Source organism: Streptomyces sp. ISL-66 (genome assembly GCF_018614135.1).
Classification (GTDB): Bacteria; Actinomycetota; Actinomycetes; order Streptomycetales; family Streptomycetaceae; genus Streptomyces.
Genome location: NZ_JAGGOW010000151.1, coordinates 1 through 18859, shown reverse-complemented (window position 1 = coordinate 18859; position 18859 = coordinate 1). Strand labels below are relative to the sequence as shown.

The 18859-nt window shown below is 72.1% G+C and carries 15 protein-coding genes and 1 pseudogene; 6 read left to right on the top strand and 10 right to left on the bottom strand.

Features of this window, described 5'->3' with window-relative positions; translation table 11 throughout:
- Positions 1-11: 11 nt before the first annotated feature.
- The 6 genes from J7E97_RS27335 to J7E97_RS27310 form a co-directional block, all read right to left on the bottom strand.
- Positions 12-845 carry a carbohydrate ABC transporter permease gene (locus J7E97_RS27335; protein ID WP_215032519.1) on the bottom strand — a complete coding sequence of 278 codons (834 nt, stop codon included), beginning with the start codon at positions 843-845 and terminating at the stop codon, positions 12-14.
- Positions 842-1789, bottom strand: a complete 948-nt coding sequence (locus J7E97_RS27330) for a carbohydrate ABC transporter permease (protein WP_215032578.1) — start codon at positions 1787-1789, stop codon at positions 842-844. The genes J7E97_RS27335 and J7E97_RS27330 overlap by 4 nt, the downstream gene beginning before the upstream one ends.
- A complete protein-coding gene (locus J7E97_RS27325) occupies positions 1747-3063 on the bottom strand; it encodes an extracellular solute-binding protein (protein ID WP_215032517.1) in 1317 nt (438 codons plus the stop codon). Before J7E97_RS27325 ends, J7E97_RS27330 begins: the two co-directional genes overlap by 43 nt.
- A 178-nt stretch (positions 3064-3241) precedes the next feature.
- Positions 3242-4318 carry a LacI family DNA-binding transcriptional regulator gene (locus tag J7E97_RS27320; protein WP_215032515.1) on the bottom strand — a complete coding sequence of 359 codons (1077 nt, stop codon included), beginning with the start codon at positions 4316-4318 and terminating at the stop codon, positions 3242-3244.
- Between the two features lie 173 nt (positions 4319-4491).
- Entirely contained in the window at positions 4492-6081 is a 1590-nt protein-coding gene (locus J7E97_RS27315; protein WP_215032513.1) for a glycoside hydrolase family 64 protein, read from the bottom strand.
- 20 nt (positions 6082-6101) lie between these two features.
- The gene (locus J7E97_RS27310; protein ID WP_215032511.1) at positions 6102-7583 is read right to left on the bottom strand and encodes a glycoside hydrolase family 16 protein; all 1482 of its coding nucleotides are present in this window, start codon (positions 7581-7583) and stop codon (positions 6102-6104) included.
- Between the two features lie 407 nt (positions 7584-7990).
- On the opposite strand from J7E97_RS27310, the gene J7E97_RS27305 reads away from it, so the two are divergent.
- On the top strand, positions 7991-8830 hold the full coding sequence (locus tag J7E97_RS27305) for a serine protease (protein WP_215032509.1): 840 nt from the start codon (positions 7991-7993) through the stop codon (positions 8828-8830).
- A gap of 116 nt (positions 8831-8946) precedes the next feature.
- On the opposite strand, the gene J7E97_RS27300 is transcribed toward J7E97_RS27305, so the two are convergent.
- Positions 8947-9588, bottom strand: coding sequence for a MerR family transcriptional regulator (locus tag J7E97_RS27300; protein WP_215032506.1), 642 nt, complete (start codon positions 9586-9588; stop codon positions 8947-8949).
- Positions 9589-9673: 85 nt separating this feature from the next.
- Here J7E97_RS27300 and J7E97_RS27295 point away from each other — a divergent pair, with 85 nt between their 5' ends.
- Positions 9674-10180 (top strand): DUF4188 domain-containing protein, encoded by a 507-nt coding sequence (locus J7E97_RS27295; protein ID WP_215032503.1) that lies wholly within the window; start codon positions 9674-9676, stop codon positions 10178-10180.
- A 125-nt stretch (positions 10181-10305) separates the two neighbouring features.
- On the opposite strand, the gene J7E97_RS27290 is transcribed toward J7E97_RS27295, so the two are convergent.
- Positions 10306-10923, bottom strand: a complete 618-nt coding sequence (locus J7E97_RS27290) for an RDD family protein (RefSeq protein ID WP_215032500.1) — start codon at positions 10921-10923, stop codon at positions 10306-10308.
- 483 nt (positions 10924-11406) lie between these two features.
- On the opposite strand from J7E97_RS27290, the gene J7E97_RS27285 reads away from it, so the two are divergent.
- The gene (locus J7E97_RS27285; protein WP_215032497.1) at positions 11407-13044 is read left to right on the top strand and encodes an AMP-binding protein; all 1638 of its coding nucleotides are present in this window, start codon (positions 11407-11409) and stop codon (positions 13042-13044) included.
- Between the two features lie 171 nt (positions 13045-13215).
- Here the strand turns inward: J7E97_RS27285 and J7E97_RS27280 are convergent, their stop codons facing one another.
- A complete protein-coding gene (locus tag J7E97_RS27280) occupies positions 13216-13881 on the bottom strand; it encodes a hypothetical protein (RefSeq protein WP_215032494.1) in 666 nt (221 codons plus the stop codon).
- Positions 13882-14013: 132 nt separating this feature from the next.
- On the opposite strand from J7E97_RS27280, the gene J7E97_RS27275 reads away from it, so the two are divergent.
- Both J7E97_RS27275 and J7E97_RS27270 read left to right on the top strand, forming a co-directional pair.
- Positions 14014-14691: a response regulator transcription factor gene (locus J7E97_RS27275; protein ID WP_215032491.1), complete on the top strand. Its 678-nt coding sequence runs from the start codon at positions 14014-14016 to the stop codon at positions 14689-14691.
- Between the two features lie 121 nt (positions 14692-14812).
- Positions 14813-16159 (top strand): HAMP domain-containing sensor histidine kinase, encoded by a 1347-nt coding sequence (locus J7E97_RS27270; protein WP_215032576.1) that lies wholly within the window; start codon positions 14813-14815, stop codon positions 16157-16159.
- Between the two features lie 107 nt (positions 16160-16266).
- On the opposite strand, the gene J7E97_RS27265 is transcribed toward J7E97_RS27270, so the two are convergent.
- Complete coding sequence (locus J7E97_RS27265) at positions 16267-18243, bottom strand: bifunctional UDP-sugar hydrolase/5'-nucleotidase (RefSeq protein ID WP_215032488.1); 1977 nt, start codon at positions 18241-18243, stop codon at positions 16267-16269.
- Between the two features lie 385 nt (positions 18244-18628).
- Between J7E97_RS27265 and J7E97_RS27260 the strand changes: the two are divergent.
- Positions 18629-18859, top strand: a pseudogene (locus tag J7E97_RS27260) (hypothetical protein); the annotation flags it as partial.

Sequence of the window (18859 nt, the reverse complement as noted above, 5' to 3'; positions counted from 1 at the left end):
AGGACGCGGGCTCAGCCCTTTACCGCGCCCTGCATGATGCCGCCGACGATCTGCCGGCCCAGCAGGCCGAAGACCAGCAGCACGGGAAGCGTTCCGAGCAGGGTGCCCGCCATGATCACGGACTGGTCGTGGACGTAGCCGCCGCCCAGCTGACGCAGCGCGACCTGCACGGTCGGCTCCGACGAGGACAGGGCGACCACCGGCCAGAAGAAGTCGTTCCAGGCCGTCATGAAGGTCAGCAGCCCGAGCACGGCCATCGCCGGCCGGGCCACCGGCACCACGATCGACCAGAAGACACGGGCGTACGAGGCCCCGTCGACCCGGGCCGCCTCGATCAGCTCGTCCGGCAGGGACTGCGCCAGGTACTGCCGCATGAAGAACACGCCGAAGGCGGAGACCAGTCCGGGCAGGACGACGGCCTGGAGCTGGTTCACCCAGTGCAGTTCCACGATCAGCATGAACAGCGGGATCACCCCCAGCTGCGGCGGGATCATCATCGAGGCGACGACCGCGCTGAGCAGTGCGCCGCGCCCCCGGAACCGCAGCTTGGCGAAGGCGAAGCCGGCCAGCGTGGAACACAGCACCGTCCCCACGGTGATGGCGCCGGACACGATCAGGGAGTTGAGGAGGGCCTTGCCGATGTCGGCCTCGTCCAGGACCGCCTGGAGGTTGACCAGGAGCCGCGGACCGGGCAACAGCGAGGGCATCGGCCGGGCCAGGTCGGCGTTGGAGCGGCTCGCCGCGACCAGGGACCAGTACAGCGGGAACGCCGATACCAGCACGGCGAGCGCCAGCACGGCGTAGGTCAGCCGGCCACCGCGCCGGGCGGTGGAGGTGGAGCTCATCGGCCTGCCTCCTTGCGGGAACGGCGGCGCACGAGCAGGGTGTTGACCCCGACGAGCGCCACGATCAGCAGGAACATCACCCAGGCGATGGCCGCCGCCCGGCCCAGGTGGAAGAAGCCCCAGCCCTGCTCGTACATGTACAGGCCCAGCGTCTGGTATTGGTGCGAGATGCCCCCCGACATCGACCCCTCGAAGAGCAGCGGTTCGCCGAAGAGCTGAGTGGCGCCGATCGTGGACACCACCACGGTGAAGACGATGGTGGGACGCAGGCCGGGCAGCGTGACGTGGAGGAACTGGCGCCACTTGGAGGCCCCGTCGACCTCGGACGCCTCGTACAGCTCGCCGGGTATGGACTGCATGCCCGCCAGATAGATGAGCGCGTTGTAGCCCGTCCAGCGCCACACGACGATGGACGACACGGCGATCTGCGAGGCGGCCGTACCGTTCTGCCAGTCCACCGGACCGAGACCGGCCAGCCCCAGCAGGTCGTTGACGAGCCCGAAGTCCCGTCCGAAGAGCTGGGCGAAGATCAGTGAGGCGGCGGCCACCGAGGTCGCGTAGGGCAACAGCAGGGCCGTGCGGAAGAAGGTCAGGGCCCGCAGCTTGTAGTTGAGGACGTGGGCCAGGCCCAGGGCGATCAGCAGCTGCGGCACCGTCGAGAGCAAGCCGATGGTGAAGGTGTTGCGCAGAGCCGTCCAGAAGAACGGATCGGTGAACAGGGCGGTGTAGTTGTCCAGGCCCCGCCACTCCATCTCCCCGGGGTTCTGGAGCTCGACGCGGTAGACGGAGACGTACGCCGTGTAGAGGAGCGGGAACAACCCGAAGGCGGCGAACAGGGTGAAGAACGGGGCGACGAAGGCGTACGGGGCGAAGCCCCGCCGGGCGGCAGGTCTCACGCCGCTCAGCCCAGGGCGTTCTTGACGGCCTTCTTGGCGTTCGACCAGGCCGTTTCCGGCGGCGTGCCCTTGCGTTCCACCTCGCTCAGCGCGTTGTTGATCTGATCGGCGATGTCCTTGTCGTGCACCCCCAGCACCTGGACGGGAGCCTTCTCGGCGGCTTCACCGAAGATCTGCCCGATCGGCGCGTCCGAGAAGTACGGGTCCTTGGCGTCCGAGACCTGCCCGATGGCCTTGACGGCGGAGGGGAAGTTGCCCTGCTTGCGGAAGAGCTTGGTCTGCTGCTCGGCCGCGGTGAGCCACTTGACCAGCTCGGCCGCCTCCTTCTTGTGCTGGGCGGCCCGGGGAACCGCCAGGTACGAGCCGCCCCAGTTGCCCGCCCCGCCGGGCAGCTTCGCCACGTCCCACTTGCCCCTGCCCGCGTCGCCGGCCTGTCCCTTGATGTAGCCGAGCATCCAGGCGGGGCAGGGCATGGTGGCGAAGGAGCCGGAGGAGAAGGCCTGGTTCCACGGCGGCGACCACTGGTCCAGTTTGGCGCTGAGCCCGTCCGCCGAGGCCTTGACCGAGGCCTCCCAGGCCGACTTCACCGCGGGGCTGTTCTCGTAGATCAGCGCGCCCGAGGCGTCGTAGTAGCGCTCCTTCGCCTGACCGACCATGACGGCATTCAGGCTGCCCACGCTGTCCAGCCAGGAACTGCCGGCCGGCGCCTTGGCCTTGTACTGGCGGCCGAGCTCCAGATAGCCGTCCCAGGTCGCCCACTTGGTGGCCAGTTCCGCTCGGTCGGTGGGCAGACCCGCCGCCTCGAACAGGTCGCTGCGGTAGCACATGGCCTCGGGCCCGACGTCGGTGCCGAGGCCCAGCACCTTGCCGTGCTTGGTCGTCGCGGCCGCCCACTTCGCGGCGGCGAACTCGCTCTGGAGTGCGCCGGCCCCGTACTCCTTCAGGTCCGTGAACTTGTCGGCCTGCTTCTGCGTGACCGACGCGATGCGCCCCACTTCGAGGCCCTGCACGTCCGCCAGCCCGCCGCCGCCGGCGAGGCGGGTCTGCAGCGCCTTCCAGTAGTCCTGCTCGTCCTCGGTGTCGGTCTGCTTGATCTTGATGTTCGGGTGGAGCTGCTCGTACTCGGCGTAGAGCCCCGCCTCCTGGTAGCCGAACGCGCCGAACAGGTCGATGGTGAGCGTCACGTGGCCGTCCGCGCCCTCGGTGGACTTCCCGTCGGAGTCGGAGCCGGAGCCGGAGCCGCAGGCGGCCAGCAGGGTTCCGGCGAGGGCGACGGCGCCGAGGCGGAGCGCGGCTCTTCCGGCGGCTCGGGGGGTGGACATGGTGCGGCCTCCTGGGCTTGGCGGTGCGACTCTTCCGAGAGGGTCCGGGAGAGATTTGAGAGCGCTCTCAGAACGCGACTGGAGCGTGCACCCCGCACCGGCGCCCCGTCAAGAGTCCTGCGCGGGACGGCTGAGATTGGTCCCCTTCACCCGGGGGAGGAGGGCGAGTTGAGTGGTCTCAGGCCGATCCGCGCCGCACCAGCGACGTCGGGGTGATCACCGATGCCGGCACGCCGCGGCCGCCCGGGCGGCCGGCGCCGTGCGCCTTGTCCAGGGTCCGCAGCAGCAGCCGGGCCATGAGCCGCCCCATGCCCTCGATGTCCTGGCGTACGGTCGTCAGCGGCGGATCGGTGCTCTCCGCAACGAGCTCCGCGTCATCGAAGCCCACCAGCGCCACGTCCCCGGGCACCGACCGGCCCCGCTCGCGCAGTACGCCCAACGCGCCCGTCGCCATCAGGTCGTTCGCGGCGAACACCGCGTCGAGCCCGGGGCAGCGCTCCAGCAGCTCGGCCATCGCGCGGGCCCCGCCCGCCGCGGTGAAGTCCCCCTCGGCGATCAGCGCCGGATCGGCATCGAGCAGCACGTCCCGGTACCCGTCGAGGCGGTCGGTCGCCGACGTCTGGTCCAGCGGCCCCGCGATGTGCGCGATCTGTCGCCGCCCCAGGGACAGCAGGTGCCGTACGGCCTCGCGCGCACCCCCGCGGTTGTCGGCGTCGACGTACGCCACCGGGCCGTGCTCCGAGGGGCCCGCGGACCCTGCGGCGGCGCCGGTCCAGCCGGGCCGCCCGCCGTAGACGGTGGGCATCCCGATGCGCCGGGTGATCGCGGGCAGCGGATCGTCGGTGTGCAGCGAGAAGGCGAGCGCGCCGTCGACGTGGCCGCCCGCCAGATAGCGCTCGATCCGGTCGTAGTCGCCGCGGTCCTCCACCAGGAGCAGCACCAACTGCATGTCGTGCGCGGTCAGTTCCTTGCTGATGCCGCGGATCTGACGGGAGAAGAAGGGATCGGAGAAGATCCGGATCTCGGGCTCGGCGATGATCACGGCGACCGCCCCGGTGCGCCGGGTCACCAGCGTGCGGGCCGCATGGTTCGGTACGTAGCCCAGGTCCCGGACGGCCGTGCGGACCTTGTCCACCAGATGGGAGCGGACGCCGTCGCCGCCGTTGACGACGCGGGACGCGGTGGCCCGGGACACCCCCGCGCGCGCCGCGACCGCCTCCAGCGTGGGCCGGTCTGCGGGAAGCTGTTCGGCCACGGGCGCTCCTCATGCGTGTCCGGCGGCGGGCTGGCGCCCTGGGCCGTCGTGGGCCCGGTCGTGGCCCGGTGGTGGGCCCTGCCGAGGGCCCCCTGTCGAGGGGCCCTGTCGGACAGCAGGGTAACCCGTGCGGCCGGGAACGCTGAGAGCGCTCCCGGCCGCACGGACCGCCTTCACCAGCCGATGCCGAGGGTGAGCCCGGTCGGCGGGTCGGAGTTGGCGAGGATCTGGACGCAGGACTGGTCGTTGATGTCGTCGTAGGGGAAGCCGTAGGCCCGCTGGTTCAGGCCCACGGTGTGGAAGAAGCCCGCGTAGTCGTTCTTCGCCGAACCGCCGTAGTACGCCGACGGGGTGTACCAGGCGGTGGTGTCCAGGGCGACGCCCCGCGTGAACGCGGCGCAGAACTCCGCGCCGAGCTGCTTCTCGGTGTCGTTGCCCGAGGCCAGCGCGCCCGCACAGGCCATGACGTCGGACGAGGTCGGCTTCTGCAGGACGAAGGAGCCCGCGCCGTTCTTGCTGAAGGTGAGCACCGATCCGCTCACCCGCCCGGAGAAGGTCTCGCCGAGCCGGGTCAGGGTGAACTGGCGGCCGGTGTAGAGGCTCCAGGTCTGGTCGATGTAGGCCTTCAGGTGGTTCGCCTGCGCGCCGCCCGGCAGGAAGAGGCCGGAGGAACGCGGCGCGACGATCCGGTAGGCGTTCTGCAGCGGCTTGAAGGCGCCTCCCACGGCCTCCGCGTACTGCTGCATGACTTGGGCGCGGGTCAGGGTGATGCCCTGGGTGGTGTCGTACCCACTGGAGGTCTGGCGCAGCCGGGAGGTCATAGGGAAGCCGAACTGGTCGACCATGGTGGTGTTCCCGCCGAAGGCGACCTGGCCGTGCACGTAGCTGTACTCGTACCAGTCGTAGTACACGTCGCTGTTGGGATCAGCGGGATTGCGCAGGTCGGGGCCGCCCCAGCCCTGGTCGTCGGGGGAGACGGGGATGTAGAGGGGGGAGCCGAGGGAGACGTAGATCCGGCCCCCGCGGATCGAGGCCGGGGAGGGGACCGTACCGCCCACCCGGGCGAGCGTGAAGGACATGTTGGGGTAGTTGACGCCTTTCTTGACCAGGTGGCCGGGGGCGTCGGCGTCGAGGTGGCTGATGTGGGCCATGGCGGCGTCGGGCTTCATGTACGACCACTGGCCGGGGGTCACCTGGCCGAGGATGGTGACGTACACCTGCGCGTCGGTATACGCGCCGCGCGTGTTGTTCTGGAAGGCGATGGGGAAGCTCCCGGTCCCGCCCCCTCCGCCTCCCCCTCCGCCCCCGCCCCCGCTCCCGGAGTCGACCGTGGCGGTGAAGTGCGGGGTGTCGTGGAGCGGGCCGCCCTTCTCGTACGTGAACCAGTACTCGAGCGTGGATCCGGCGGCCAGTGCGGAGACGCTCCGCTCCCAGGTGCCGCCGTTGTTCGCCATCCGGAAGTTCTGCTGGCCGGGTCCGCCGCCCGGCAGGTAGTGGACGTCCACCAGGGCGGCCGGGGTGGTCGGCGCGAACCAGATCCGGACCTGACCCGTGCCCTGCGTGGTGACGCCCTGGGTGTAGTCGGAGGCGGCCAGGGTGGCGTTCGGGGCGACGAGGAGGGCGCCCGTCAGGGAGAGGAAGGCGGTCAGCAGGAGCAGGAGGACGGACCGGGACCTGGGCCGGGACCCGGTGTGCGGTGGCCGGGGTCGGAGCCGGGGTCGCGGCGTGTTCATGGGGGTGTGCGTGTTCACGTTCGTGTTCACCGGTGTGCTCCTCGGTCCGCTCAGTGCCCGAAGTCGAACCAGTTGAGGTTCACGTAGTCGGCCGGCTGGCCGCTCGTGAAGGTGAGGTACACGTCGTGCGTGCCCGTGCCGCCCGTGATGTTCGCAGGTACGGTCTTCCAACTCTGCCAGCCGCCGGTGCCGGCCACGGCGAAGCTGCCGATGGGCGTGCTCGTCCGGCTGTCGAGCCGGACCTCGACGAGCCCGCTCACCCCGCCGGCGGCGCCGCTGGCGACGCGTCCGTGGAACTGGGTCGCCGGGCCGCCCGTGCCGAAGTCGACGGCCCTGTACAGGGCCCAGTCGCCGTTGCCGAGGCCCGTCAGGTCCTGGCCTCCGCCGGTGTCCGTGGTCGTCTCCTCGGCCGTCCCGGCCTGTGCGTCGTGGGATTCGGCCTGGATGGGGGCGTAGGCGTTGCGTCCACCCGCCGGCGGGGTGGTGGGAGGGGTCGTCGGAGGTGTGGTCGCAGGGGTCGTGGGCGGGGTGGTCGGGGGAGTGGTCGTAGCGTCCGTGGACTGGAGTACCGAGACGTAGTCGACGACCATCGAGTAGCCCGGCTGGGTCCCCGCGTCGGGTCCGCCGCCGAAGGCCGCCGGGAACTCCCCGCCCATGGCCACGTTCAGGATGATGAAGTAGCCGTGGTTCGTGGCGTTGGTCCAGGTCGTGGCGTCCATCTGGTTCGACCGGACGGTGTGGAAGTTGACCCCGTCGAGGTAGAACCGCATCTCCTCCACGGCGAGGGAGCGGTCCCATTCCACCGCGTAGGTGTGGAAGCCGCCCTGGCAGGTCGTGCCGGTGCACACGCGCTGGCCGCCGATGCCGGACTTCTCGTTGCACGGGCCGCCGGGGCTCGTGCCGCAGTGCATGGTGGCCCACTCGTTGTTGATGCCCTGGACGTTCTCCAGGATGTCGAGTTCGCCGATGCCGGGCCAGTTCCACCAGTTGCCGCGGTAGGGCGCGCCCAGCATCCAGAACGCGGGCCAGTACCCCTTGGCCGCGGCGCCCGTGACGTTGGGCATCTGGATACGGGCCTCCGTGCGCAGTGTGCCGCCCGCCGGGGCCTGGAAGTCGGAGCGCTTGGTCTCGATGCGGCCGGAGGTCCAGTTGCCCGCGGCGTCCCGGCGCGGGGTGATGCGCAGGTTTCCGGCGCCGTCGAGGGAGACGTTGGCGGCGTTCGCGGTCATCGTCTCGACTTCGCCGGTGCCGAAGCCGGCCGGGCCGCCGGGGTAGCTCGTGCCGGTGGTGTACTGCCAGTTCGCGGCGTTCACCCCGGAGCCCGAGGCTCCGTCGAAATCGTCCAGGAAGACCTGGGACCAGCCCGCGGGGACCGGCGGGGCGGCGGCGCCGGCGCCGGCGCCGGCGCTGGCGTTGGCGTTGGCGGGCAGGGTGACGACCGCGGCGGCCGCGGCCGCCACCGCCAGTGTGCTCAGTGCGGCGATGGCGGCCCGTCGGACGGACCGCCGTTCTCTGCCGGATGTCAGACGCATGGATGCCCTCTCTGAGGCGATGTGGGGGGATGGAGCGGTGCTGGGGAATGCGGGGGATGCGGGGGATGTGGGGGGTCGGTGGAGCGGGCGGTTCCGGCACGGCCGCAGTGACGCTTGAGAATGCTTGAGAGCGCTCTCAGGCCCTGCCGGTCGTCACTGTGCTCTCCGCCTCCGGGGCCGTCAAGGGATCGGACGGGAAAGGCACTTGGCCCCCTCCGGGCGGGCCTCCCGCTGCGCGAGCGCTTTGCGGGCGACCGCGCCGCGGCGCAAGTCTGAATGCGGCCGTTTCCGCTCGCGGGCTCAACTGGGCAGGCCCTCTTGTGAGTTGAGGCAGAGATCCCAACAATGCGCATGACAACCGGAGGATCTTCGGTCGCATCACATTGTCACCAGAGGGGAACCCCCACATGAACAAGCCTCTCGCCGCCGCCGCGTTCGCTCTGCTCCTCACCGGAGCGGCAGCGGCCCCGGCCGTGGCCCAGTCGACCCGGGACGGCGCGGCCACCCCGACCGTCGCGGTCACCTACGCCGGCACCGTCGCGCTCAGCAACTGCTCCGGCTCGGTCGTCCGCGTGCCCAATTCGCTGCCGACCGACCCGGCGCTCGTGCTCTCCAACGGCCACTGTCTGGAGTCGGGCATGCCGGCCGCGGGCCAGGTCATCAAGGACAAGGCGTCCAGCCGCTCCTTCTCGCTGCTCAACGCATCGGGCTCCAAGGTCGCGACGCTGCGCGCGAGCAAGATCTCGTACGCGACGATGACCGACACGGACATCTCGATCTACCAGCTCACCAAGACGTACGCGCAGATCAGCAGCGAGTACGGCATCAACGCGCTCACGCTGAACGACGCCCACCCGGTACAGGGCACCGCGATCAAGGTGGTCTCCGGGTACTGGAAGCGCACCTACAGCTGCAACGTGGACGGGTTCAGCTACCTCCTCAAGGAGGGCGAGTGGACCTGGAAGGACTCGCTGCGCTACACCTCGGCCTGCAACACCATCGGCGGCACCTCCGGCTCCCCGGTGATCGACACGACGACGGGCAAGGTCGTCGCCGTCAACAACACGGGCAATGAGGACGGCGGGCGGTGCACGGAGAACAACCCGTGCGAGGTGGACCAGAACGGCACCGTGACGGTCCGTCAGGGCATCAACTACGCGCAGCAGACGTACATCATCGTCCCCTGCGTGGGTCCCGGTAACAAGATCGACCTGAACCGGGCCGGCTGCACCCTCCCGAAGCCGTAGTCACCCCGGACGGGGCGGGCGCCCGGTACCGCGCCCGCTCCGTCCGCGCCCGCCCCGCTTCCGAGCCCGCCCGTCCGCGCCGCCCCCGGTTCCGTGCCCCCCGTCCGCGTCCCCGCCTACAAGCCGTACCGCCGCGCGGACTCCTCCTCCTGCGCCAGCCGGTGCAGGGCCTTCAGCACCGGCTGGAAGAGCACCGCCGCCGCGACCGACGTCTCCACCTTCTCCGTCTCGGAGGGGTGGGTCTCGACGAAGTCCAGGTCGCGCACGGCCGCCTGGTGCATCAGCTCCGCGTACGGAGCCATCAGTTCCGCGTCCCACGGGTAGCCGAGGCGGATCAGGGTGGCCACGGCCACCACCAGCGACCGGTGGACGGGTGAGAGGGCTCCGAGCTCCCGGGCCGTCGACCAGCCCAGCAGCTCCAGCAGCCGGTCCACTTCGAGCCGCGCGCTCGCCGCCGCCTCGTCCTCCTCGGCCGGTTCCGGCCCCTGCGGCAGCGCCCAGAGCGCGGCGCCGAGCCGGATCGTCCGGCCGAGCGACTCGTCGTCGACGTGGCCGAGGACTTCCCGGACCTTCGCCACCGGCAGTCCGCCGACCTGGATGAGCGCGCGCACGAGGCGCAGCCGCCGCAGGTGCCCCTCGTCGTACTCCGCGGTCGTCGCGCCCACGCGGCGTCCCGCCGGCAACAGGCCTTCGCGCAGGTAGTACTTGATGGTCGCGGTGGGCAGGCCGCTCCGTTCGCTCAGCTCCGCCAGCCGCATCTCTTGAACCTTTCCTTGGAGAGTGTCACTATCCAACTCGGCGCATGGACAGTGCCGTCATCCAACCAGGCCATCTGGAGGCCGTGTGTCCGCAAAGCCGTTACCGGGCCGCACCACGGCCGCCGCCGAAGGCGATGTCGTCGTCCTGCTGATAGGGATGCGCATCAACCACTTCTGGGCCGTCCACCACTGGCTGCCCGTCCTCCTGGCCATGCCCCGCATGCTCCGCGAGCTGGCCCGGGACGAGGGCCGCGGACTCCTGGGCCACGTCCTGCTCACCGCCTCGCCCCGTACGTACTACGTCGTCCAGTACTGGGAGTCCAAGGAGAAGCTGTACGCCTACGCCGCCTCGCCGGACATGTTCCACCGCCGGGCCTGGGCGATGATGAACCGCAAGGAGCGCGCCGGGAAGATGCGCGGGCACGTGGGTCTGTGGCACGAGACGTACATCGCGCCCGAGGGCTCGTACGAGTCCATCTACGCGGACATGCCGCCCTTCGGGCTGGGCGCTGCCACCGGCGTGGTCCCCGTCGAGTCCCGCGGCCGCGCCGCGGCAGACCGCTTCGCCCACCGCTCCGCGCCGGAAGGCTGAGCGCGCGCCCACGACTCAGGGCCCGTCCGGATGGTGCGGACGGGCCCCGGATCGTGGCGGCCGGTGCTCACGCACCGGACCGGCGGTGGCTCTGGGCCGTCTCTCTTCTTCGGCCGGTCACCGCCCTAGTTCTTGGGAACCTTGACGACGACGGTGCCGCACACCTTGTCGGCGAAGGTCTGCTTCTTTTCGTCCCACAGGGGCCACAGCCAGCCGATGTAGCAGGCGATGGAGTCCAGGAAGTGCGCCAGCCTGCGCACGAAGGCCATGCCGAAGCCGAGGACGCTTCCGTCGGCCTCGCGGCGCAGGCTGATGCCCAGGGCCTTCTTGCCGATCGTCTGGCCGGTCGAGCCTTCCTTGTACAGCTGGAAGATGCTCATGCCGAGCGTGTACAGCACGCCGATCAGGAAGAAGACCCCGGGTTCGGCGGTCGCCGGGTCGTCGCTCATGGCGATGTCGATGAGGCCGAGGGCGTACATCGGGGCCACCGTGATCAGGACGTCGAGCAGGAGCGCGCCGAAGCGCAGCCCCCAGTGCGCCAGCGGCGGCATCCCGGCGCCCGGCATGCCCGGCATGCCGGTCTGCGGGTACGCGCCGTACGGCTGCTGCGGGGGAACGCCCGTCGGGGGCTGCTGCGGATAGCCGTACTGCGGGGGCACACCCTGCGGCGCCTGCTGCGGGTAGCCGGGCTGGCCCTGCGGGGGCTGCTGGCTGTAGGGGTTGTTCGGGTCGCCGAAGCTCATGGCGAAGTCTCTCCAGGGTGTGGCGGGGACGAGCGGCCCGAGTGGAGGGACGTGATGACCTGAGCGGGTTTGCCCCCCTGCGCAAGCCGCGAACTTGCGGGCCCATCGTGTTAGTAAGATCGGCCACTTGTCCAATCCGTCGTCCCATGAGCCGACGTGGTGCGAGTACTTGGCTGCCGGCGGTCGACGCGCGGTCGCAAGGGCGCCGGGAGTTCCCGCGACGGCATGGAGTCCCGGACCCCGATCTCGGGTCCGGGACTCCCGGGGCCACTTCGCTGACCGCCCTTACAACGACCGGAAGCCTCCCGGGTCACCGCCGCGCGATGACCTCGTGGCGCCGCACGCCTGGACGGAATCGGTGGGCGAGGCGGACCGGCGGGCCGTCACCCGCCGGGGTCTGGCCCCCGGAGCGGCCCGCGAGGATCATGAGGGGCGCCGGCGCGAAAGGGCTCCGGCGCCCGCCACCGAGCCCAGGGGGTCCATGTGCCGTCCGTCGAGTCGAGCTACGCGTCAGGGGCGTGCGAGGTGCCGCTGCTGGGCGACACCATCGGCGAGAACCTCGACCGCACCGTACTCAGGTTCCCCGGCCGGGACGCCCTCGTCGAGGTGGCGACCGGACGCCGGTGGACGTACGCGGAGTTCGCCGACGACGTGGACGCCCTCGCCCTCGGACTGCTGGACCTGGGCATCGTCAAGGGCGACCGGGTCGGGATCTGGGCCCCCAACCGCGCCGAGTGGACGCTGGTGCAGTACGCCACCGCCAAGATCGGGGCGGTCCTCGTCACCGTGAATCCGGCCTACCGCTCCCACGAGCTGGAGTACGTCCTGTGCCAGTCCGGGATCCGGTTGCTGGTGGCGGCCGACCGGTTCAAGACCTCCGACTACGCCGCCATGGTCGAGGAAGTCCGTCCTCGCTGTCGGGGGCTGCAGTTCGTGGCCCTGCTGGACGGCCCGCTCTGGAACTCCCTGCTGGAGCGCGGCCGCCACGGCGACCCGGCGGACCTCGTCCGCGCCCAGGCCGCCCTGAGCCCGGACGATCCCGTGAACATCCAGTACACCTCGGGGACCACCGGCTTCCCCAAGGGCGCGACGCTCTCGCACCACAACATCCTGAACAACGCCTTCTTCGTGGGCGAGACGTGCGGATACACCGAACTGGACCGGGTCTGCATCCCGGTCCCCTTCTACCACTGCTTCGGCATGGTCATGGGCAACCTCGCCTGCACCAGCCACGGCGCGGCCATGGTCATCCCCGCACCCGCCTTCGAACCGGGCGCCACCCTGGCGGCCGTACAAGCGGAGTCCTGCACCTCGCTCTACGGCGTCCCCACCATGTTCATCGCCGAGCTGGCCCATCCGGACTTCGAGTCCTACGACCTCTCCAGCCTGCGCACGGGCATCATGGCCGGCTCCCCCTGCCCGGTCGAGGTGATGAAGGAGGTCATCGACCGGATGGGCATGCGCGAGGTGTCCATCTGCTACGGGATGACGGAGACCTCCCCCGTGTCGACCCAGACCCGGGTGGACGACCCGGTCGAGCGCCGGGTCTCGACGGTGGGCCGCGTCGGACCCCACCTGGAGGTCAAGATCGTCGATCCGGCCTCCGGCAGGACCGTCCCGCGAGGCGAACCGGGTGAGCTGTGCACCCGCGGTTACTCGGTCATGCTCGGCTACTGGGACCAGCCCGAGCGGACCGCCGAGGCCGTCGACGCGGCGCGCTGGATGCACACGGGCGATCTCGCCGTCATGGACGGCGACGGCTACCTGAGCATCACCGGCCGGATCAAGGACATGGTGATCCGGGGCGGCGAGAACTTGTACCCGCGCGAGATCGAGGAGTTCCTGCACGGGCACCCGGACATCCTGGACGTCCAGGTGATCGGCGTACCCGACCCGAAGTACGGGGAGGAGCTCATGGCGTGGGTACGGATGCGCGAGGGGGCGGAGCCGCTGACCGCGCAGGCCGTCCGGGCGTACTGCGAGGGCCGGTTGGCCCGCTTCAAGATCCCGCGGTACGTCCACGTCGTGGAGGAGTTCCCGATGACGGTGACGGGCAAGATCCGCAAGATCGAGATGCGGGAGATGGCCGTCCGGCTGCTGGATCCGTCCGCGGGGTCATAGGAACGGGCCGGCGCGCGCCCCGCGTCCGGTGTCCGCACCGGGTTGGGTGCCGGTACCGGGTCGGGCCTTCGACCGGAGCCGGCAGCGCGCCCCGCGTCCGGCACTCGCTCAGCCTTGGCGGGCTGGACACCGGACGCGGGGCGCGGGGTGCCGGGCGCGCCCGGCACCCGCTCAGCGCCCCGCCCCGGCGCCCTTCCCCGTGACCGTGTTGCTCGTGACCGCGCCGTCGCCGCCGGCCAGGGTCACCGCGTGCCGGACCCCGTCGGAGCCGAGGACCACGACCCGCCACGCGCTCCCGCCGCCTTCCTGGGCGACCACGCGCAGCGCCTCTGCCTTGCCGCCGGGTACGGCGGCCTCCGCCTTCTCCAGGGCCTGCGCCGCCGGCAGCGCGGGAAGCGGCACGGGGGCCCGGTCGGGCCGGTCCACGACGGTCCCGTCGGGGCCGTCCGGCAGCCCGGGCTTCTCCGCGCCGTCCTTGCGGACTCCGCCCTTCTCGTCCTTGAGACCGGGGCCTCCGGGCTTGGCCGGCTTCCCGGGGCGCGCGGGCAGCGCCGGCGCCATCGAACCGTCCGTCTGCCGTTCGAGGTCGAACCGGTCCCAGACGCGCTCCGCGCGCGTGCGCCGGACGTCGTGCTCGTGGTCCGCCACCGCCACGGCTGCGGCCCCCGCGCCGCCCGCCGCCACGACCACGAGCCCCAGGGCCACCCAGCGGCCCCGGCCTTCGCGGGCGAACCGGGCGAACCGGGCGCCGCGCCCCGGCGCCTTGCCGGTCTCGGCGGCACTGCCCCCGCCCGGACCCGCCGGGTAATCGGGCGGCTGGGGAGTGGACTGAGTCATCTGGATGCTCCTCGCGTTCTCCGGGCGACGCGCCCGGCTCGGCCGATCGTGCGAGCACGAGCCTGAAGCTCTGCTGAAGCGAGCTGAAGAACCCTTCAGCAAGCCCGTGGCCCGACCTGCGAACCTTGCCCCATGCGCGTACTGGTGGTCGAGGACGAGCGGCGACTGGCCGCGGCCCTGCAACGCGGCCTTCGGGCCGAGGGCTTCACAGTGGACACGGCACACGACGGCCCGCAAGGCCTGTGGATGGCCGGAGAGCACGACTACGACGCCATCGTGCTCGACATCATGCTCCCCGGCCTCAACGGGTACCGCGTCTGCGCCCGGCTGCGCGCGGCGGGCTGCGAGTCCGGCATCCTCATGCTCACCGCGAAGGACGGCGAGTACGACGAGGCGGAGGCCCTCGACACCGGAGCGGACGACTTCCTGTCCAAGCCCTTCTCCTACGTCGTCCTCGTGGCCCGGCTGCGCGCCCTGATCCGGCGCACCGGCCGCCGCAGCCCGCAGGTCATGGAGTTCGGCGACCTCCTCATCGACCCGGCCCGCCGGGTCTGCACCCGCGGCGGAGTCGAAGCCCGGCTGACCTCGCGCGAGTTCGCGGTCCTCGTGCACCTCGCGCGCCGCGCGGGAGAAGTCGTGCCCAAGCGGGACATCCTGGACAACGTGTGGGACGCCGCCTACGAGGGAGACCTCAATGTCGTCGAGGTCCACGTCAGCGCCCTGCGCCGGAAGATAGACGCGCCGTTCGGCCGGTCCGCCGTGGAGACCGTCCGGGGCGCCGGCTACCGGCTGGCGGCCGACGGTGGCTGAATCCCACGAGCCCCGGTCCCGGACGGCCGTTTCGGGGCCGGGCCCCTGGCCGGACCCGGACCCGCTGTCCCGCCCGCTCCGGCGCCGCGCCCTCGCCCGGCTGCGCGAAGCCGCGTACCGGTTGCGCCCCAGATCCGTCCGCGCCCAGGCCACCCTCGGCGCGTCCGCCGTGGTGGCGCTGGCCCTCGGCGCGGCCTCCGTCGCCCTGCTCGGGGCGCTGGAGGCCAACCTGACGCGGAGCGCGCAGGCGGACGCCGAACAGCAGGCCGTCACGATCGCCGCCCTGGCGGCCGCGGGCCGGCTGGACTCCGTACCGCCCCCGGCCCGGGGAACGGACTTCGTGCAGGTGGTGGACGCACAGGGCCGGGTCCTCGCGGCCAGCCCCAACCTCGAGGGCCGCCCCGCCCTCGCCCCGGCGCCGCCCCGCATCCCCGGCACCGTCCGCGACACCTGGAAGGGCGTCCGCGTCCGGGAAGCCCACCGCCAGCGGGTCGTCCAGGTCACCACCGTCACCGCGAACGGGCTGGTCACCGTCTACGCCGGGACCTCGCTCAGGGACGCCGACACCGCCGACGAGACCATCATGGCGGCGCTGCTCATCGCGGTCCCGCTGCTCGTGCTCGTCGTGGCCGCGATCACCTGGCGGGTCACGGGCTGGGCGCTGCGCCCCGTCGAGGCGATCCGGGCCGAGGTCGCCGAGATCAGCGACCGGGCACTGCACCGCCGGGTGCCCGTACCGCGCAGCCGCGACGAAGTGGCCCGCCTGGCCGTCACGATGAACGCCACCCTGGACCGGCTGGAGGCTTCCGGGATCCGCCAGCGCCGCTTCATCGCGGACGCCTCCCACGAGTTGCGCAGCCCGATCACGGTCCTGCGCACGCAGCTGGAGGTCGCCCAGGCCCACCCGGACCCGGCCCTGTGGGGCGAACTGGTCAGCGGCGCGCTGGAGGACACCGTCCGGCTCCAGGACCTCGCGGCCGACCTGCTCCTGCTGGCCCGTCTCGACACCTCGGAGCCGCCGCCCGCCGCCGACGTCGACCTCACGGCAGTGGCCCGGGACGCCGCCCGCGGGCGCGGCTGCGACCGGGTCCCGGTCCGCGCCGACATCGCCCCCGGGATCACGGTGCGCGGCAGCGCCGGCTGGCTGTCCCGGCTGGTGACGAACCTGCTGGACAACGGACAACGGCACGCCGAGCAGGGGGTCGTGCTCGCGCTGCGCGTCGACCGGGCCAGGGGCGAAGCCGTCCTGGAGGTCACCGACGACGGCGCGGGCATCGCCCCCGCCGATCGCGAACGGGTCTTCGAGCGGTTCACCCGGCTCGACGACGCCCGCGCCCGCGACGAGGGTGGCACGGGCCTCGGCCTGGCCATCGCCCGCGACATCGCCCTCCGGCTCGGCGGCACCCTGCGCGTCGGCGACTCGCCGAAGGGAGCCCGTCTGGTGGCCAGGCTGCCGCTGGCCCGCTGAGCGACGACGCGGCCGACGGGCACCGGCGACGGGGCCCTCACCGACGGGCCTTTCCCCGACGGGCTCTTCGCCGACGGGCACCGCCGGCCGGGCGCAGCCGACCGCGGTCAGCAGACGGGCCGACGGCCCCCGTCCCGGGCGGCCTCCTCCGCGGCCGCGACGGGCGCGGGCACTCCGGGCACCGGATCGGCGGGCACCATCAGCCGCCCCTCCCGGCCGGCGACGAGCGACGCGTCCTTGGCGGTGACCCGGCCCGTGGAGACGGCCTCGAGGACGCCGAGGGCGGCGACGTACGCGGGGAAGCTCTCCACGTCCCGCCGGTGGCGGGCCGGCTCCCGATAGCCTCCGAGGGCGGGATAGCCGTCCTGCCCGGTGAGCGTGTACGAGGTGGTCACCACCCGGTACGCGGCCTCCGGGCGCAGCGCGGCGCCGTCGATGACCACGTCGCCCGGCGCGACCCGGTCCCCGGCGGGGCGTGCCGCGTCGAAGGAGTAGCTGACGTTGCCGGACACCGCGAGCGGCGCGTACGTCAGCACGCCGGCGCCGTCCAGCGCCCACTGCTGCTCCAGTGCGTCGTGGAGCTGCTGCCCGCTCACCTCGGCGCTGACCAGGGGGCATCCGTAGCCGACGGCCCTCCAGGCCCGTTCGAAGGCGACCGGGTCGTCCAGGGCTGGTCCGGCGAGCAGGTCCGTGTTGATGACGCTCCGGCCGATCCGCGGGGCGAGCGCGATGAGCGCCAGGTCCGCGCCGGACCGCTCCGGCCGGGGACTGGTGTCGAAGGAGTCCGGCGGCTGGGCCGCGGCCCACAGCGCCCAGTCGGCGACGAGGTTGCCCATGGTGCTCTCCCCGGCCGGGGACAGCCGGCGGCGGAAGGAGGCGCGCTGGCGTCCGATGGTTCTCGCCGCGTGCCGGGCGGCGTAGCCGGTCCAGTGATCGACGACCTCCCGGAGCGCGGGATCGGGGTCGACGTCACGGGTGTTGGGATGGTTGACCGAGGTGGTGAGCGCGCGGACGACCGTACCGGTGTCGGGGTCGAGGCGCAGGGTGATCTCGCCGATGATCTGCCCGTGGCAGCCGGCCTCGACGAACGGCCGCGGCCGCCCGTCCGGGCCCGGCAGCATCATGTTGAAGGCGCTGTGCCAGTGCCCGGTCACGATCGCGTCGATGTCGGGGGAGGCGCGCAGCGCCAGCTCGTAGGCCGGTCCGCCCGGTTCGCTGCCGGAGTCGAAATCGCTGCCCGCCACCGCCCCGTCGTGCATGCTGAGCACGATGGCGCCGACCCCGAGCGCCTTGAGGCGGGCGGCGCAGAGGTTGGCGGCGGACAGCCCGTCGAGGGTGGTGAGGCCGGGCTGGTAGGAGTTCGGGAAGGACTCGCTGGCGAGGGCCGTCAGATGGATGAAGCCGATGGGCAGCCGCCGGCCCCCGGGCGCGTCGACCCATTCGATGTTGTACGGGGGAAGCACGGTCTCCCCGGTCGCCCCGGACACGGCATTGGCGCTGTAGTAGCGGAAGTCGGCGCCGTGGAAGCGGGCGCCGCCCGAGTCCGGGAACGAGTTGGTCCGTCCGGCTCCCTCATGGGGGAGCCCCCGCTCCATGTGCTGGACGAGGAAGCCGGGCGTACGGTCGAACTCGTGATTGCCGGCCGTCGCGAAGTCCAGTCCGAGCCGGTTCAGGGCCTCGATCGTCGGCTCGTCGGCGAGGGTGAACGCGGGGAACTCCCAGCCGGAGAAGAGGTCGCCCGGCGCGAAGAAGAAGGAGTTGGCCCGCCCGGCCCGCAGGCGCGCCAGATGGGTCGCCATGTACGCGACCCCGCCGACGGCATGGGTGCGGCCGCCCGCGCCGGTGATGACGGAGTCCCGGGCCGGGGGAGCGGCCAGGTAGCCGTGCAGATCGGTGATGTGCAGCAGTTGTACGTCGACGTAGCCCGCCGCGCTCGCCGGATCGCGCGCCGCCCGGGTGGCGGCGGCCGCGACACCGGTGAGCGCCTTGACGCCGATCGCTCCCGCGGCTCCGACTGCTCCCGCGGCTCCGACAGCTCCGGCGGCTCCGGCGGCCAGGAACCGGCGTCGGCCGAAGTCCTCCATCAGGGCTCCCCTCTCCACGGGTGGGGGCGACTTCGGCCCGCCCCGGGGCAGTCTGCACGCCGCTGGTGTCCGTCCGTTTCGCGCAGTACCTCCTGCGGGCGAAAGCCCGGGGAGCTTTCCGGGGAACTTCATCCTGTGGAGCGCCCACGGCGTGCGCGCAGGGCGTGCAAGGCATTTCCCCCGCGCTCCGTCGGTATCCGGCCGTTCTCGGCTCCGGGCGGCTCCCGCAGGGCCGGTCCCGAGTCCCTCGCGCGCCCGCCGCGGCGGGCGCGCGACGAAGGCCGGTTCTGGTTACTCCGCCCTCCGCGCTCGGATCTACTCCCTCACTCAGCGGTCCCCCGGGGTGGCGGACCGCCGTGTCGACGACGACGTGAAGGAGCTGCACGTGGCGGAGAAGACGGCATCGAGGACGCAGGCGAAACCGGCGGAGCAAGGCGAGCAAGCACCCGCCGACCCACCCGAGTTCACGTTCGCCTGGGGCGCGCACAACGAGGTCATGGAGCACCTCTCGCTCCGCAAGATGGCCGCGCGGTTGCCCGCCGCGCTCGCGCAGACCGCGCGGATGGCCTGGCGGATCGACCCCACTGCCGCGACCTGGCTGCTGGCCGGCCAGATC

What these genes read in the sequence shown, in the direction of transcription:
- J7E97_RS27335 (WP_215032519.1), bottom strand. Translation starts at nt 845, where the DNA reads ATGAGCTCCACCTCCACCGCCCGGCGCGGTGGCCGGCTGACCTACGCC.
- J7E97_RS27325 (WP_215032517.1), bottom strand. Translation starts at nt 3,063, where the DNA reads ATGTCCACCCCCCGAGCCGCCGGAAGAGCCGCGCTCCGCCTCGGCGCC.
- J7E97_RS27310 (WP_215032511.1), bottom strand. Translation starts at nt 7,583, where the DNA reads ATGCGTCTGACATCCGGCAGAGAACGGCGGTCCGTCCGACGGGCCGCC.
- J7E97_RS27305 (WP_215032509.1), top strand. Translation starts at nt 7,991, where the DNA reads ATGAACAAGCCTCTCGCCGCCGCCGCGTTCGCTCTGCTCCTCACCGGA.
- J7E97_RS27300 (WP_215032506.1), bottom strand. Translation starts at nt 9,588, where the DNA reads ATGCGGCTGGCGGAGCTGAGCGAACGGAGCGGCCTGCCCACCGCGACC.
- J7E97_RS27290 (WP_215032500.1), bottom strand. Translation starts at nt 10,923, where the DNA reads ATGAGCTTCGGCGACCCGAACAACCCCTACAGCCAGCAGCCCCCGCAG.
- J7E97_RS27280 (WP_215032494.1), bottom strand. Translation starts at nt 13,881, where the DNA reads ATGACTCAGTCCACTCCCCAGCCGCCCGATTACCCGGCGGGTCCGGGC.
- J7E97_RS27275 (WP_215032491.1), top strand. Translation starts at nt 14,014, where the DNA reads ATGCGCGTACTGGTGGTCGAGGACGAGCGGCGACTGGCCGCGGCCCTG.
- J7E97_RS27265 (WP_215032488.1), bottom strand. Translation starts at nt 18,243, where the DNA reads ATGGAGGACTTCGGCCGACGCCGGTTCCTGGCCGCCGGAGCCGCCGGA.